Source organism: Streptomyces sp. NPDC102270 (assembly GCF_044766405.1).
Classification (GTDB): Bacteria; Actinomycetota; Actinomycetes; order Streptomycetales; family Streptomycetaceae; genus Streptomyces.
The window spans coordinates 23,555-38,614 of sequence record NZ_JBIWLX010000014.1; the positions used below are offsets into that span (position 1 = coordinate 23,555).

At 69.4% G+C, this 15,060-nt stretch carries 12 protein-coding genes; all 12 read left to right on the top strand.

The genetic code is table 11. From position 1 onward, the window contains the following. Nucleotides 1-111 precede the first annotated feature (111 nt). Nucleotides 112-927 (top strand): TetR family transcriptional regulator, encoded by an 816-nt coding sequence (locus ACIRP7_RS28545; protein ID WP_403665037.1) that lies wholly within the window; start codon nt 112-114, stop codon nt 925-927. Between the two features lie 316 nt (nt 928-1,243). After that, entirely contained in the window at nt 1,244-2,521 is a 1,278-nt protein-coding gene (locus ACIRP7_RS28550; protein ID WP_403665039.1) for a nucleotide sugar dehydrogenase, read from the top strand. Continuing rightward, nucleotides 2,518-4,014 carry a glycosyltransferase gene (locus tag ACIRP7_RS28555; protein WP_403665041.1) on the top strand — a complete coding sequence of 499 codons (1,497 nt, stop codon included), beginning with the start codon at nt 2,518-2,520 and terminating at the stop codon, nt 4,012-4,014. Before ACIRP7_RS28550 ends, ACIRP7_RS28555 begins: the two co-directional genes overlap by 4 nt. Before the next feature lie 100 nt (nt 4,015-4,114). Beyond that, nucleotides 4,115-6,178: a polysaccharide deacetylase family protein gene (locus tag ACIRP7_RS28560; protein WP_403665043.1), complete on the top strand. Its 2,064-nt coding sequence runs from the start codon at nt 4,115-4,117 to the stop codon at nt 6,176-6,178. After that, nucleotides 6,175-6,975 carry a hypothetical protein gene (locus ACIRP7_RS28565; RefSeq protein WP_403665045.1) on the top strand — a complete coding sequence of 267 codons (801 nt, stop codon included), beginning with the start codon at nt 6,175-6,177 and terminating at the stop codon, nt 6,973-6,975. Before ACIRP7_RS28560 ends, ACIRP7_RS28565 begins: the two co-directional genes overlap by 4 nt. A 334-nt stretch (nt 6,976-7,309) precedes the next feature. Beyond that, the gene (gene ccrA / locus ACIRP7_RS28570) at nt 7,310-8,653 is read left to right on the top strand and encodes a crotonyl-CoA carboxylase/reductase (RefSeq protein ID WP_403665047.1); all 1,344 of its coding nucleotides are present in this window, start codon (nt 7,310-7,312) and stop codon (nt 8,651-8,653) included. A 17-nt stretch (nt 8,654-8,670) separates the two neighbouring features. Then, nucleotides 8,671-10,698, top strand: a complete 2,028-nt coding sequence (locus tag ACIRP7_RS28575) for a protein meaA (RefSeq protein WP_403665049.1) — start codon at nt 8,671-8,673, stop codon at nt 10,696-10,698. Continuing rightward, nucleotides 10,695-11,657 carry a CoA ester lyase gene (locus tag ACIRP7_RS28580; RefSeq protein ID WP_352381390.1) on the top strand — a complete coding sequence of 321 codons (963 nt, stop codon included), beginning with the start codon at nt 10,695-10,697 and terminating at the stop codon, nt 11,655-11,657. Before ACIRP7_RS28575 ends, ACIRP7_RS28580 begins: the two co-directional genes overlap by 4 nt. A gap of 5 nt (nt 11,658-11,662) precedes the next feature. After that, nucleotides 11,663-12,169, top strand: coding sequence for a MaoC family dehydratase (locus tag ACIRP7_RS28585; RefSeq protein ID WP_007385824.1), 507 nt, complete (start codon nt 11,663-11,665; stop codon nt 12,167-12,169). A gap of 4 nt (nt 12,170-12,173) precedes the next feature. After that, entirely contained in the window at nt 12,174-13,388 is a 1,215-nt protein-coding gene (locus tag ACIRP7_RS28590) for an acyl-CoA dehydrogenase family protein (RefSeq protein ID WP_403665052.1), read from the top strand. 170 nt (nt 13,389-13,558) lie between these two features. Continuing rightward, the gene (locus tag ACIRP7_RS28595; RefSeq protein ID WP_393598963.1) at nt 13,559-14,215 is read left to right on the top strand and encodes a phosphatidylserine decarboxylase; all 657 of its coding nucleotides are present in this window, start codon (nt 13,559-13,561) and stop codon (nt 14,213-14,215) included. A 22-nt stretch (nt 14,216-14,237) separates the two neighbouring features. Next, nucleotides 14,238-15,056 (top strand): CDP-diacylglycerol--serine O-phosphatidyltransferase, encoded by an 819-nt coding sequence (gene pssA / locus ACIRP7_RS28600; RefSeq protein WP_280854046.1) that lies wholly within the window; start codon nt 14,238-14,240, stop codon nt 15,054-15,056. Nucleotides 15,057-15,060: the final 4 nt, after the last annotated feature.

Sequence of the window (15,060 nt, forward strand, 5' to 3'; positions counted from 1 at the left end):
GATCCGGGCAGTCCTCCCCCGCCCACGGGACCCGGCGGCTCCCCGCCCGCCCCGCACGGGACAAACCCCGGACACGCGCACCAACCTGCGCACATGCAGTACGTTCGGGTCATGCCCCAGCCCGCCAAGTCGTCCCGTACACCAGCCACGCCCGATGTGCCGGAGAGTGCCGCAGGCAGCCGCGCGGCCGCCCAGCGGCTCAAGATGCGCCGAGAACTGGCCGCCGCCGCGATGGAGCTGTTCTCCACCAAGGGGTACGAGGCGACGACCGTCGACGAGATCGCGGCCGCGGCCGGTGTCGCCCGCCGCACCTTCTTCCGCCACTTCCGCTCCAAGGAAGAGGCGATCTTCCCGGACCACGACGACACCCTGGTCAGGGCGGAGGCCGTCCTCAACGCGGCCCCCGCGCACGAGCACCCGCTCGACACGGTGTGCCGCGGCATCAAGGAAGTCATGAAGATGTACGCGGCCCGGCCGGAGATCTCGGTCGCCCGCTACAAGCTGACGCGCGAGGTGCCGACGCTGCGGGAGGCGGAGATCGCCTCGGTGGCCCGCTACGAGCGGCTGTTCACGCGGTATCTGCTCGGGCACTTCGACGAGCACGCCCATGACGACGACGCCAACGACGATCCCCTGCTGGCGGAGGTCGCCGCGTCGGCCGTGGTCACCGCGCACAACCACGTGCTGCGGCGGTGGCTGCGGGCCGGCGGGCAGGGGGACGTCGAGGCGCAGCTGGACCATGCCTTCGCGATCGTGCGGAAGACCTTCGGGACGGGGATCGGGGCGGGCCGCACCACGGCCTCTGCGCAGCCGGCCGCGGCGACGCTCTCCACTCAGGGCGAGGTCCTGGTCGCGGTCGCCCGGACCGACGCCCCGCTGGACGAGGTCATGCGCACCATCGAGCAGGCGCTCAAAGAGCACTCCTGACGCCCGCAGACATCGAGGGCCGGTACCGGGAAAACCCCGGTACCGGCCCCTTTCGCGTTCGAAGAAATGTTTCTCTTCGAACTCTTCACCAAGGATGATCCAGCTCCTTGGCGATCTTCACCGAAAATCCCTCTCGTGGTCCGGCGGCATGGCAGGCTGTCGGACCATCGGTAAGAAAGACCGCGGGCCTGGGGAGGCCCGCGCTCTTGGCGCGGACGCCGGGAAAAGCCTCGGGGAAACAGGGGAATGAGGCTCGGCGCGCGCCCTCGCAATCCTTTGTGCCGCCTGCCCGCGGAATTCTTCAGGGGGGATTTCCTTGTCCTTTTCCACGCCACCCGTCGTCGGCATCATCGGGCTCGGCTATGTCGGGCTGCCCACGGCTCTCGCCCTGCTGGAATCGGGTCTCACCGTCATAGGCCTCGACGTGGACCCCGCCCGGCTGGACGCCATCCGCGCCCACCGCGTCGATCTGGTCCCTGACGACCACCGCCGACTGCGCACCCACACCGGTGACGGCCCCGGTGCCGACCGGTTCGTCCTGACCACGGACCCCACGGCCCTGCGCGCCGCCGAGGCGATCCTGATCTGCGTCCCGACCCCCGTGGACGACCACCTGGTGCCCGACCTGCGGGCCCTGTCGGGTGCCTGTGCCACCGCCGCGGCCCACGCGGTCCCGGGGCAGACCCTCGTGCTGACCTCGACCAGCTACGTCGGCACCACCCGGGACCTGCTCCTCGACCCCCTGGCCGAGCGCGGACTGCGGGTGCCCGAGGACCTGAGCGTGGCCTACGCCCCGGAGCGCATCGACCCGGGCAGCACCGAACACACCCAGAGCACGACCCCGCGGGTGGTCGGAGGGGTCAGTCCCGAGTGCACCCGGCGCGCCGCCGACGTCCTGCGGCGCACCGGCGCCGAGGTGCACGAGGTGCTCTCGCCCGAGGCCGCCGAGATGACCAAGCTGCTGGAGAACACCTTCCGCGCGGTGAACATCGCCCTGGCCAACGAGTTCGCCACCATCTGCGGGGAGTTGGGCCTGGAGGCCCTGGAGGTCATCCAGGCGGCGGCCACCAAGCCGTACGGGTTCATGCCGTTCTTCCCCGGCCCCGGAGTGGGCGGGCACTGCATCCCCTGCGACCCGCACTATCTGCTGTGGCAATTGCGCGAGAAGCGGGTCGCCTCGCCGCTGATCGACACGGCGATGACCGCGATCGCCACCCGGCCGCACGCGGTGGTGCAGCGCGCCCGGGAGGTCCTCGCCGACCGGGGCGTACCGCTGCGCACGGCCCGGGTGCTGGTGGTCGGGGTGACGTACAAGCCAGGGGTGGCCGACCTCCGGGAGTCACCCTCCCTGGAGATCATGAGCGCCCTCGGCGAGGCCGGCGCCGAGGTGGCGTACACGGATCCGCTCATCCCGCAGGTGTCCCTGGGCGGCCGGCTGCTGCGCTCCGAGCCGGAGCCCGGCGAGCGGGACTGGGACCTGGTGCTGGTCCACGGCGTGCACCCGCGGCAGGACCTGTCGTGGATCGGGGACGACCTCTCGGTCCTGGACACCACCTACCGGCTGCAGGACTTCAAGCACCGGGCGGTGGTATGAGCGTCCAGGCCCAGCGGCCCGCCACGCCCGGCGGGCCCGAGCCCTCCCCGTTCGTGCCCGGTCAGCGCGGTGCGCCGCGGCCCGGCCGGGCCCGCCTCGCCGCGCTGACCGACCGCATGGACCCGGGGGTACGGCACGCCGCGCGCCGTCTGCTCGTGGTGATCGTGCTGCTCCCGCTGCTGCTGATCCTGGCCCATGAGGCGCCCCGGCTGGTCCAGGCTCCCCTGGTGCTCGGGTACGGCTTCCTGGTCCTGACGGTGACGGTCTCCATGCTGTTCATCGCCTACAGCCGCTACGACGACCCCTCCCGGCGGACGCTGCGCGGGCGCCCGCGCCACCTGGACCGGTTCCCCGAGCTGCCCGTGCGACCGCGGGTGAGCTTCCTGGTGGCGGTCAAGGACGAGGAGGACGGCATCGAGGCGTGTGTGCGTTCCATGGCCGGGAGCGACTACCCGGACCTGCAGATCGTGGTGGTCGACGACGCCTCCACCGACGGCACCCGCGCGGTGCTGCGGCGCCTGTCGCGCGAACTGCCCCTGCGGGTTCTGTACCTGGACCGCAACGTCGGCAAGAAGCACGCCCTGGTCCGGGCCGCGGAGCTCGCCGACGGGGATGTCCTCGCCTTCACCGACTCCGACTGCGTGCTCGCCCCCGACGCCCTTCGGCGGTGCGTGAGGGCGTTGACGGTGCACCGGGAGCTGGGCGCGGTCAGCGGCCACGCCCGGGCGCTGAACGCCGACGAGAGCGTGCTGTCCAAGGCGCAGGACGTCTGGTACGAGGGTCAGTTCCGGGTCGCCAAGGCCGCGGAGGCGACCTTCGGGTCCGTCTCGTGCGTGTCCGGACCGCTCGCCGTGTTCCGCCGGGACGCCATTGTGAACTACCTCCCCGCCTGGGCCGGTGACCGTTTCCTCGGCGGTGAATTCCGTTTCGCCACCGACCGCCAGCTGACCGGATACGTCCTGGGCCAGAAATGGAAGGGGCTCAAACTCAAGGCACAGTACGCCGATTCTCCTTTCGTCACCGAGCAGAACCATCCGGAACTTCCGTGGCGTATCGGCTATGTGCAGTCCGCGAAGGTCTGGACGACCGTGCCCGCTCGATTCAGGCCTTTCATGCGGCAGCAGGTGCGCTGGAAGAAGAGCTTCATCCGCAATCTGTTCTTCACCGGCACCTTCATGTGGCGGCGCGGACTCGGTCCGGCGGTGCTCTTCTACGGGCACGTCCTGTGGGTGCTGTGTGCCCCGCTGATGGCGGTGCGCCACCTGGTCTGGGCGCCGTACCACGGGCTGTGGTTCCTGACCGGGCTGTATCTGGCGGGCGTCCTCCTCAAGGGCGTGGTGTGGGGCCTGGCCTTCAAGGCGGACAACCCACGCTCCACACGGTGGCGGTACCGGCCGCTGATGAGCCTGTTGTCATCGGTGGTGCTGTCCTGGCTGCTGCCGTACTCGCTGCTGACCATCCGGCGCGGCGTCTGGTCGAGGAGCCTGTCATGAAGGCCGTACGAGCCGTCGGGCGCGCTCTGGCCGCGCTGCTGGCCACGGGCGTCGTCATCGCCCTGTATCTGCTGGTGCTGACCCGGGGGAGCTGGCAGCCGTGGACCGCCCTGTGACCGGGAGGCGGGCCCGCCTCACCGCCCGTCTGCGCCGTGGCACCGTGCGCACCGCGCTGGCCGCCCTGACCGCACTGGTGCTCACCGTGCCCTTCGTGGTCGCCTGGCGGGTCTACGTCGACCAGCGCAACGTCACCCGCCAGGTGAGCGTGCCGGCCGCGCGGGTCGACGCGGCGACCACCGCGCGCTGGAAGGCCGTCGGAGCCGGTCTTCCGGAGCGCGCGGCGCCGGTGATCCTCACCTACCACGACCTCGAGCCGCACAGCGGAAGTCGGTACATCGTGGACCCCGCCGTGTTCGAACGGCAGCTCAGTGCCCTGCAGGCGGCGGGCTACCACACCCTCACCACCGACGAGTTCGTCGCCTACCTGCTCGGCGGCCCGGTGCCGCCGCGCTCGGTGATGCTGACCTTCGACGACGGCACGCACGGCCTGTGGACCTACGGGGACCGCATTCTCGCGCGGCACCGCATGAACGCCGTCTCGTTCCTCATCACCGGCAGGGTGGGCCGGCACCGGCCCTACTACCTGTCCTGGCAGGAGATCGCGCGGATGGCCCGCTCGGGCCGCTGGGACTTCGAGGACCACACCCACGACCTGCACAGCCGCACCCGGATCGGCCCGCACGGCGAACTGGGCTCGCTGCTCGCCCACCGCAGGTACCTCGCCTCCACCGGAGGCCTGGAGAGTACGGACCACTACCAGCGCAGGGTCAGGGCGGACTTCACCAGCTCCCTGGCGGACTTCGAGCGGCACGGCCTGCCCCGGCCCAGCCTGTTCGCCTACCCGTTCTCGGAATCGGCGGACCCGCAGCAGACGTCGTACGTGCGGGACCTGATCGAGCGGACCTTCGCCGCGGCCCTGACGGACAAGACGTTCTCGCCCGAGCCGGCGGCCCGCAGATCGGCGGTCCACCAGGAGTACCAGCGTCTCGAGGTCTTCGCGGACACCAGCCCGGACGCCCTGCTTGCACAGGTCGCGGCCCGGACGCCGGTGCCTCCGTCGGGCGACCCGCTGCGCTTCCCGGAGCGCTGGACGGGCATCAGCTGGAAGCCGCTCGGAAGCACCGACGTGCTCACCGGGAAGGGCTCGGTTTCCGACCGCTACGTCTACGGTGCCTACGCTCCGTACGGCGCCGCCGACTGGGACCACTACTCGGTGACCGCCGGGCTGACCGCCCTGCCCGCGCGAGGCGGCAGCGCCACGGTGTTCGCGCGGGTCGGCGGGGACGCCACGGTCGGGGTGCGTGTCTCCCACGGCACCGCCCAGATGGTCGGCGGCCGGACACGGAACCGTGTCCTCGCCGAGCACCCGCTGACTCCCGGCCCCTCCCACGAGGTCCGGCTGACCGTGGACGGCGCCCGGACCGAGGCGGTGGTGGACGGCCGCCACCGGTTCACGGTGCCGAACAGCAGCGGGGTGCGCGGCACCGGCGGGATCGCCCTGGCCCTGTCCCGCGGGGAGACCGGGCCGTCCTGGCCCGCGTTCGCCCACGTGGAGACCGCCCCGCTGCCCGGCCCGCCCGCCGCCGCCCGGCCCTTCGACGGCCCGGCCGGCTGGTCCGACGGGGACGGCCGCCGGGCGCGGGCGGTGATCGGGGCCGGTGGCGTGCAGCCGATCGGCCCGCGCCGCTGGACCTTCGCCGCCTACCGGCCCGGCAACACCGCGCACTGGTCCGGCTACACGCTGAACACCCGGCTGACGGGACTGTCGGAGGAGGGCCTGCACAGCTCGGTCGTGGTGCGCCGCGGCGCCCCGGACCAGCTCACGGTCCGCCTCTCCCGCGGCTGGATCACACTCCTGTCCGGGCCCGGCGCCCATCCTCGTACCGTGCTCTCCCGCAAGCTGCCGGAAGCCGCGGAACGCTATGTCCGGGTGACGGTCGGAGCGCGGAGGACGGACATCGCGGTGGGCGCCGGGCTGGTGCATACGTCCGTGCCCGCAGCGGGCGGCACCGGCGGCATCGCCCTCGGCGTGTACCGGCGGTCACCGGTCCAGCCGTGGCCCGGGTTCACGGACTGCGCGGTCGACGGAGGGCGTACGGCGTGATCCGGCGGCTCGTGCGGCGTCGGCGGGCAGGACTCCTCACCGGGGTCCTGCTCGCCGTGCTGCTGGTGTCGGCGTTCGCGGGCGGACTGACGCTGCGCGACGCCGGCCGGGGCGGCGCATCCTCGGAGTTCCGGCCCGAGTTTCCCGAACGGGGCCTGGTCACCAACGAGTTCGCCTACTGGCACCCCGACGCCCCCGGCGCACGTCACTCCCCCGACTGGACCATGACCAGCGGCTCGCTGTTCGGGCTCGACGGCGCCGGCTGGTCGGGACATCCCGACGGTGAGCGTCCCGACGCGGAGTCCGTCCGGGCCACGGACTCGGCGGTCTTCCGGCTGGCCTCGCGGCGCCGGGACTTCGGTGACACCCGGTTGTCCCTGCGGCTGCGTCTGACGGACCTGGTGACGACACCGCGGACCCCGGCACAGCCGTACGACGGTGTCCATCTGTGGCTGCGCTTCCACAGTGAGCAGGAGTGCTACGCGGTCAGCGTGGTCCGGCGGGACGGGCAGGTCGTGGTGAAGCGCAAGACGCCCGGCGGCCCGGCCAACGGGGGCACCTATGTGACCCTCGCCACGGCGTCGGCCGTGTTCGCGCCGGATGCCTGGACCCTCGCGGTGGCCACCGCCATCGATCTCCCGGACGGCCGGGTGCGTATCACGCTGGAACTCGCGGGCCACCAGGTGCTGGACGTGACCGACGCCTCACCTGGAGGCCTGTACCAGCCCGGCGGCGTCGGCATCCGCGGTGACAACACCGAGTTCATGTTCCGTGACTTCTCGGCACAGCCGGAATGACATAAACGGGACGAACACCCTACACGCCGGCAGGTTTGATCGATCATCGCTCATTTGTTACGTAAAGATTTCATCTGAGAGCAATCTCTGGCACTCAGTGCCTTGCACGGTGGCACGCGGTGTCTTACGTTGAGGGAGTCCGGGCGGCCGGCGTGCAGAGACCATGCGTACGCCGGCTGTCCCAGCAAGTCATCGATTTGCCCGCCCGGACGCCTGCGTCACAGGCAACCTCCCGCGCCACAAAGCGCTGCCGAACAGCATGACCGCCGAACCGACGGCACCGACGTAACCCTCAGCGTCTGCCCTCAAGACGCCATTCGCCGGAGGCAACACCGTGACCGTGAAGGACATCCTGGACGCGATCCAGTCGCCGGACTCGACTCCGGGCGACTTCGCCGCTCTGCCGCTCCCCGAGTCGTACCGCGCGATCACCGTGCACAAGGACGAGACGGAGATGTTCGCGGGCCTCGAGACCCGCGACAAGGACCCGCGCAAGTCGATCCACCTCGACGAGGTGGCCCTGCCCGAGCTGGGCCCGGGCGAGGCGCTCGTCGCCGTGATGGCATCGAGTGTCAACTACAACTCGGTGTGGACCTCGATCTTCGAGCCGCTGTCGACCTTCGGGTTCCTGGAGCGCTACGGCCGCACCAACGAGCTGGCCAAGCGGCACGACCTGCCGTACCACATCATCGGCTCCGACCTCGCGGGCGTCGTCCTGCGCACCGGCCCGGGCGTCAACGCCTGGAAGCCCGGCGACGAGGTCGTCGCGCACTGCCTGAGCGTGGAGCTGGAGTCCTCCGACGGCCACAACGACACCATGCTCGACCCCGAGCAGCGGATCTGGGGCTTCGAGACCAACTTCGGCGGTCTCGCCGAGATCGCGCTCGTCAAGTCCAACCAGCTGATGCCCAAGCCCGACCACCTGTCGTGGGAGGAGGCGGCCGCCCCCGGGCTGGTCAACTCCACCGCCTACCGCCAGCTGGTCTCCCGCAACGGCGCCGGGATGAAGCAGGGCGACAACGTCCTGATCTGGGGCGCGAGCGGCGGACTCGGCTCGTACGCCACACAGTTCGCGCTGGCGGGCGGCGCCAACCCGATCTGCGTGGTGAGCAGCCCCCAGAAGGCGGAGATCTGCCGGGCCATGGGCGCCGACGCGATCATCGACCGCAACGCCGAGGACTACAAGTTCTGGAAGGACGAGAACACCCAGGACCCCAAGGAGTGGAAGCGCTTCGGCAAGCGCATCCGCGAGCTCACCGGCGGCGAGGACATCGACATCGTCTTCGAGCACCCCGGCCGCGAGACCTTCGGCGCGTCCGTGTTCGTCACCCGCAAGGGCGGCACCATCACCACCTGCGCCTCGACCTCGGGCTACATGCACGAGTACGACAACCGCTACCTGTGGATGTCGCTGAAGCGGATCATCGGCTCGCACTTCGCCAACTACCGCGAGGCCTGGGAGGCCAACCGGCTGATCGCGAAGGGCAAGATCCACCCGACCCTGTCGAAGGTGTACTCCCTGGAGGAGACCGGCCAGGCGGCCTACGACGTGCACCGCAACCTCCACCAGGGCAAGGTCGGCGTCCTGTGCCTGTCCCCCGAGGAGGGCCTGGGAGTGCGCGACGAGGAGAAGCGCGCCCAGCACATCGACGCCATCAACCGCTTCCGCAACATCTGAGACACCCGGGGCCATAGATGACTGAGCGTCAGAAGGACCGGCCGTGGCTCATGCGCACGTACGCCGGTCACTCCACGGCCGAGGCGTCCAACGAGCTGTACCGGCGCAACCTCGCCAAGGGCCAGACCGGTCTGTCGGTGGCGTTCGACCTGCCGACGCAGACCGGCTACGACTCCGACCACGTCCTCGCCCGCGGCGAGGTGGGCCGGGTCGGCGTGCCGATCGCGCACCTCGGTGACATGCGCCGGCTGTTCCAGGACATCCCCCTGGAGCAGATGAACACCTCGATGACGATCAACGCCACCGCCATGTGGCTTCTGGCGCTCTACCAGGTCGTCGCCGAGGAGCAGGGCGCGGACATCACCCAGCTCCAGGGCACGACCCAGAACGACATCGTCAAGGAGTACCTGTCCCGGGGGACGCACGTCTTCCCGCCGGGGCCGAGCCTGCGTCTGACGACCGACATGATCGCGTACACGGTCTCCCACATCCCGAAGTGGAACCCGATCAACATCTGCAGCTACCACCTGCAGGAGGCGGGCGCCACGCCGGTTCAGGAGATCGCGTACGCGATGTCGACGGCGATCGCGGTCCTGGACGCCGTCCGCGACTCCGGCCAGGTGCGGCAGGAACGCATGGGCGATGTCGTCGGCCGGATCTCCTTCTTCGTGAACGCGGGCGTCCGGTTCATCGAGGAGATGTGCAAGATGCGTGCCTTCGGCCGCATCTGGGACAAGGTCACCCGTGAGCGCTACGGCATCGAGAACCCCAAGCACCGCCGCTTCCGGTACGGCGTCCAGGTCAACTCGCTCGGGCTGACCGAGGCGCAGCCGGAGAACAACGTCCAGCGGATCGTCCTCGAGATGCTGGCCGTGACCCTCTCGAAGGACGCACGCGCGCGTGCCGTCCAGCTGCCGGCCTGGAACGAGGCCCTGGGGCTCCCCCGGCCCTGGGACCAGCAGTGGTCGCTGCGGATGCAGCAGGTGCTGGCCTACGAGAGCGACCTGCTGGAGTACGAGGACATCTTCGAGGGCTCGCACGTCGTCGAGGCGAAGGTGAGCACGCTGGTCGAGGAGTCCCTCGCCGAGATCGACCGGATCCAGGAGATGGGCGGCGCGATGGCCGCCGTCGAGTCGGGCTACCTCAAGTCGCAGCTCGTCTCCTCGCACGCCGAGCGCCGGGCCCGTATCGAGTCCGGGCAGGAGAAGATCATCGGCGTCAACATCTTCGAGACGACCGAGCCGAACCCGCTGACCGCCGACCTGGACACCGCCATCCAGACGGTGGACCCGGCCGTCGAGGCCCGGGTGATCGCCGGACTCCAGCACTGGCGTGACACCCGCTACCTGCCGCCCTTCAACCACCCGCGCCCCTGCAAGGCGCTGGAGAGGCTGAAGGAGGCCGCCAAGGGCACCGACAACCTCATGGAAGCCACCGTGGAGTGCGCCCGCGCGGGGGTCACGACCGGGGAGTGGGCCGGGGCCCTGCGGGAGGTGTTCGGCGAGTTCCGGGCGCCCACCGGTGTCTCCTCGGCGCCGGTGGCGGTTCCCGCGGAGGCGGGCTCGGCCATGGCCGACGTCCGCCGCCGGGTCGAGGTGACCGCCAGGGACCTCGGCGTCGGCAAGCTGCGCTTCCTGGTCGGCAAGCCGGGCCTGGACGGGCACTCCAACGGGGCCGAGCAGATAGCCGTACGCGCGCGTGACGCGGGCTTCGAGGTGGTCTACCAGGGCATCCGGCTGACCCCCGAGCAGATCGTGGACGCGGCCCTCGCCGAGGACGTGCACGCGGTCGGTCTGTCGATCCTGTCCGGCTCGCACGCCCAGCTGGTGCCGGACGTGCTCGAGAGGCTGCATGTGGCAGGCGCCACAGATGTACCTGTCATTGCCGGTGGGATCATCCCCAATGGAGACGCCGAGCAATTGCGGGCAGCCGGAGTGGCCGCTGTCTTCACCCCGAAGGACTTCGACATCACCGGCATCATCGGCCGCATCGTCGACGAGATCCGGAAAGCGAACAAGCTCGACCCCCTGGAGGTCCCCGCATGACGACCGTCAACCGCCTTCGCCCGCGGCGCTCCTGCCTGGCCGTACCGGGCAGCAACCCCCGCTTCCTGGAGAAGGCGCAGGGCCTCCCGGCGGACCAGGTCTTCCTCGACCTGGAGGACGCGTGCGCCCCGCTCGCCAAGCCCGAGGCGCGGCACACCATCGTCAAGTTCCTCAACGAGGGCGACTGGACGGGCAAGACGAGGGTCGTGCGGGTCAACGACTGGACGACGGAGTGGACGTACCGCGATGTCGTCACGGTCGTCGAGGGGGCCGGCCAGAACCTCGACTGCATCATGCTGCCGAAGGTGCAGAGCGCCGAGCAGATCGTGGCGCTCGACCTCCTGCTGACCCAGATCGAGAAGACGATGGGCTTCGAGGTCGGCAAGATCGGCATCGAGGCGCAGATCGAGAACGCGCAGGGCCTCAACAACGTCAACGAGATCGCCACCGCGTCCCAACGCGTCGAGACGATCATCTTCGGGCCGGCCGACTTCATGGCGTCGATCAACATGAAGTCGCTGGTCGTGGGCGAGCAGCCGCCCGGCTACCCGGCGGACGCCTACCACTACATCCTGATGAAGATCCTGATGGCGGCCCGCGCCAACAACCTCCAGGCGATCGACGGCCCCTACCTGCAGATCCGCAACATCGACGGCTACCGCGAGGTCGCCCAGCGTGCCGCGGCCCTCGGCTTCGACGGCAAGTGGGTGCTGCACCCGGGCCAGGTCGAGGCGTCCAACGAGATCTTCTCGCCCTCCCAGGAGGACTACGACCACGCCGAGCTGATCCTGGACGCGTACGACTACTACACCTCCGAGGCGGGTGGCAAGAAGGGCTCGGCGATGCTCGGCGACGAGATGATCGACGAGGCCAGCCGCAAGATGGCGCTGGTCATCTCCGGCAAGGGGCGTGCGGCCGGCATGCAGCGCACGTCGAAGTTCGAGATCCCGGAGGCCTGAGCGCGATGCAGTTCGGACGCACCTACGAGGAGTTCGAGGTCGGGGCGGTCTACAAGCACTGGCCCGGGAAGACGGTCACGGAGTACGACGACCATCTCTTCTGTCTCCTGACCATGAACCACCACCCGCTCCACATGGACGTCAACTACGCCGAGAAGACGACGGACTTCGGCAAGAACGTCGTGGTCGGGAACTACATCTACTCCCTGCTGCTCGGCATGTCCGTACCGGACGTCTCCGGCAAGGCGATCGCCAACCTGGAGATCGAGTCGCTCAAGCACGTGGCGCCGACCTTCCACGGCGACACGATCTACGGCCAGACGACCGTGCTCGACAAGTGGCCCTCCAAGTCGAAGAACGACCGCGGGATCGTGTACGTCGAGACCAAGGGCTACAAGCAGGACGGCACGCTGGTCTGCGTGTTCCGCCGCAAGGTCATGGTGCCCACCGAGACCTACATCAAGGAGCGCGGCGGCGAGCAGCCCGGCCGCCCGGAACTTCAGGAGGGTTGAGCCCATGGCACGCCTCGCCCAGACCCACGGCCTCACGGACATCCAGCAGGAGATCCTGTCCACCGTCCGGGACTTCGTGGACAAGGAGATCATCCCGGTCGCGACCGAGCTGGAGCACCGCGACGAGTACCCGCAGCAGATCGTCGACGGGCTCAAGGAGTTGGGCCTGTTCGGCCTGATGATCCCCGAGGAGTACGGCGGTCTGGGCGAGTCCCTCCTGACGTACGCGCTGTGCGTGGAGGAGATCGCCCGCGGCTGGATGTCGGTGTCCGGCATCATCAACACCCACTTCATCGTGGCGTACATGCTCAAGCAGCACGGCACGCAGGAGCAGAAGGACCACTTCCTGCCGCGGATGGCGGCCGGCGACGTGCGGGGCGCCTTCTCGATGTCCGAGCCGGGCCTCGGTTCCGACGTGTCCGCCATCACCTCCAAGGCGGTCAGGGACGGCGACGAATACGTCCTGAACGGCCAGAAGATGTGGCTCACGAATGGCGGAACGTCAACTTTGGTCGCCGTTCTCGTCCGAAGTGACGAAGGACACTCCCCCGAAGAGGCGGCCGCCAAACCGCACAAGTCGATGACGACCTTCCTGATCGAGAAGGAACCCGGCTTCGGAGAGGTCCGCCCCGGCCTCACCATCCCCGGGAAGATCGACAAGATGGGCTACAAGGGCGTCGACACCACCGAGCTGATCATGGATGGCCTGCGGCTTCCGGCCGATCGGGTGCTCGGCGGGGTCACCGGCCGAGGTTTTTACCAAATGATGGACGGCGTCGAGGTGGGCCGCGTGAATGTGGCGGCGCGTGGCTGCGGCGTCGCTCAGCGTGCCTTCGAGCTGGGCGTCTCGTACGCCCAGCAGCGTCACACTTTCGGCAAGCCGATCGCTCAGCACCAGGCGATTCAGTTCAAGCTGGCCGAGATGGCTACCAAGGTCGAGGCCGCGCATGCGATGATGGTCAACGCGGCACGCAAAAAGGACTCCGGGGAGCGAAACGACCTTGAGGCAGGGATGGCGAAGTACCTCGCCTCCGAATACTGCAAGGAGGTCGTCGAAGACGCCTTCCGAATCCACGGCGGCTACGGCTTCTCCAAGGAGTACGAGATCGAGCGCCTCTACCGTGAGGCTCCGATGCTGCTGATCGGTGAAGGTACCGCCGAGATCCAGAAAATGATCATCGGTCGTAGGCTGCTCGAAGAGTATCGGTTCCAGGGCTAGATGTCCGGATACGGGGTGTTTTCTTGGAGAAGAAGATCACACCCCGTCAGGACGGTTCAGCCGCCGACTCGGCTTCCTGGCTTGCCCAGTTGTGGCCCGCGACCGGTACGATCCCGGAAAGCCGCCGTCCCCCGTCTAGTGCGCGGCATCATCCGCTACGAAGGTCATCCATGCCCCACAGCCAAACCTCTGCACCTCGCGACAGCCGGGCAGGCGTACGCCTCGCGCGCGGAGCATCGCCGTGGCTCCTGCCGACCGTCGCCACCGCAGCACTGAGCCTGGTACGCGCGCGCAAGTCCGGCGCCGCCAAGGCCGTCGCCGTGCCCGCCACCGCGCTGGCGGCGGGCATGCTGTGGTTCTTCCGCGACCCCGAGCGCGAGATCGCCCCGGGCCGGGTCATCTCGCCCGCCGACGGTGTGGTGCAGAGCATCATGCCGTGGAAGGACGGTCGCACCCGCGTCGCGATCTTCATGAGCCCGCTCAACGTCCACGTCAACCGCGCGCCGCTCTCCGGCACGGTGACGTCGGTCGAGCACATCCCCGGCGGGTTCGTTCCGGCGTTCAACAAGGAGAGCGAGAACAACGAGCGCGTCGTCTGGCACTTCGACACCGAACTCGGTGACATCGAGATGATCCAGATCGCCGGCGCGGTGGCCCGTCGCATCGTCCCCTACATCCCGCAGGGCACGAAGGTCGAGCAGGGTGACCGCATCGGTCTGATCCGGTTCGGCTCGCGCGTCGACATCTACCTGCCCGAGGGCGTGGAGGTCGCGGTCGAGGTCGGGCAGAAGACGGTGGCTGGGGTGACTCGCATTGACCGTGATTGATCCTGAGACCCAGGCGGGCTGGGTGCCCGAGGCCGACGAGGTCGACGACGACGAGGAGATGCCTCTTTCTCTCCGCCTGTCGATAGCGGACACCCTCACCCTCGGCAACGCCACGTGCGGCTTCATGGCGGTGTACTTCACCACCACCGGCATCCTGATCCCGCACCTGACCGACAGCCAGGAATCCGGCATGGCGCGCAACAGCGCGGCCACGGCGGTCATCCTGATGCTGTGCGCGGCGGTCTTCGACCTCTTCGACGGCCTGGTGGCGCGCAAGCTGCGCTCCTCGCCGATGGGCGCCGAGCTGGACAACCTCTCGGACCTGATCAGCTTCGGCCTCGCGCCGGCGTACTTCGTGCTCGTCTACGGCATGGTCGCTGACGACGCCTCGCAGCGGGTGGCGGCGGTGGGTGCCGTGGTGGTGCTGCTTGCGGTGGTCCTCCGGCTGGCCAGATTCTCCTGCGTGACCGTGGCGAACGGCATGTTCCAGGGCATGCCGTCCCCGTTCGGCGCGCTCACGGTGGTCGCGATCGTGCTGCTGGAGCTGCCCTTCGTGGCGACGCTCCTGGCGATCCTGGGCACCGCGTGGCTGATGGTGAGCCGGGTGGAGTACCCGAAGCCGCGGGGGCGGCTCGCGGTGGCCATGCTCTCCTGGATCGTGCTGGCGATGGGGCTGCTCGCGGCCTGGGCCTTCGGCGCTCCCAGCGGCCAGCTCCTGCTCCAGACCGGCTGCGCCCTGCAGCTCGTCATGGGCGCCGTGATCCCCTTGTTCGCCACGGCCCGGCGGGTGAACAACTTCCGGGGCAACCGGCGCGAGGCGCGGGCGGCGCAGCTGCCGTAGCGGT

What these genes read in the sequence shown, in the direction of transcription:
- ACIRP7_RS28545 (WP_403665037.1), top strand. Translation starts at nt 112, where the DNA reads ATGCCCCAGCCCGCCAAGTCGTCCCGTACACCAGCCACGCCCGATGTG.
- ACIRP7_RS28555 (WP_403665041.1), top strand. Translation starts at nt 2,518, where the DNA reads ATGAGCGTCCAGGCCCAGCGGCCCGCCACGCCCGGCGGGCCCGAGCCC.
- ACIRP7_RS28575 (WP_403665049.1), top strand. Translation starts at nt 8,671, where the DNA reads ATGACTGAGCGTCAGAAGGACCGGCCGTGGCTCATGCGCACGTACGCC.
- ACIRP7_RS28580 (WP_352381390.1), top strand. Translation starts at nt 10,695, where the DNA reads ATGACGACCGTCAACCGCCTTCGCCCGCGGCGCTCCTGCCTGGCCGTA.
- ACIRP7_RS28585 (WP_007385824.1), top strand. Translation starts at nt 11,663, where the DNA reads ATGCAGTTCGGACGCACCTACGAGGAGTTCGAGGTCGGGGCGGTCTAC.
- ACIRP7_RS28590 (WP_403665052.1), top strand. Translation starts at nt 12,174, where the DNA reads ATGGCACGCCTCGCCCAGACCCACGGCCTCACGGACATCCAGCAGGAG.
- ACIRP7_RS28595 (WP_393598963.1), top strand. Translation starts at nt 13,559, where the DNA reads ATGCCCCACAGCCAAACCTCTGCACCTCGCGACAGCCGGGCAGGCGTA.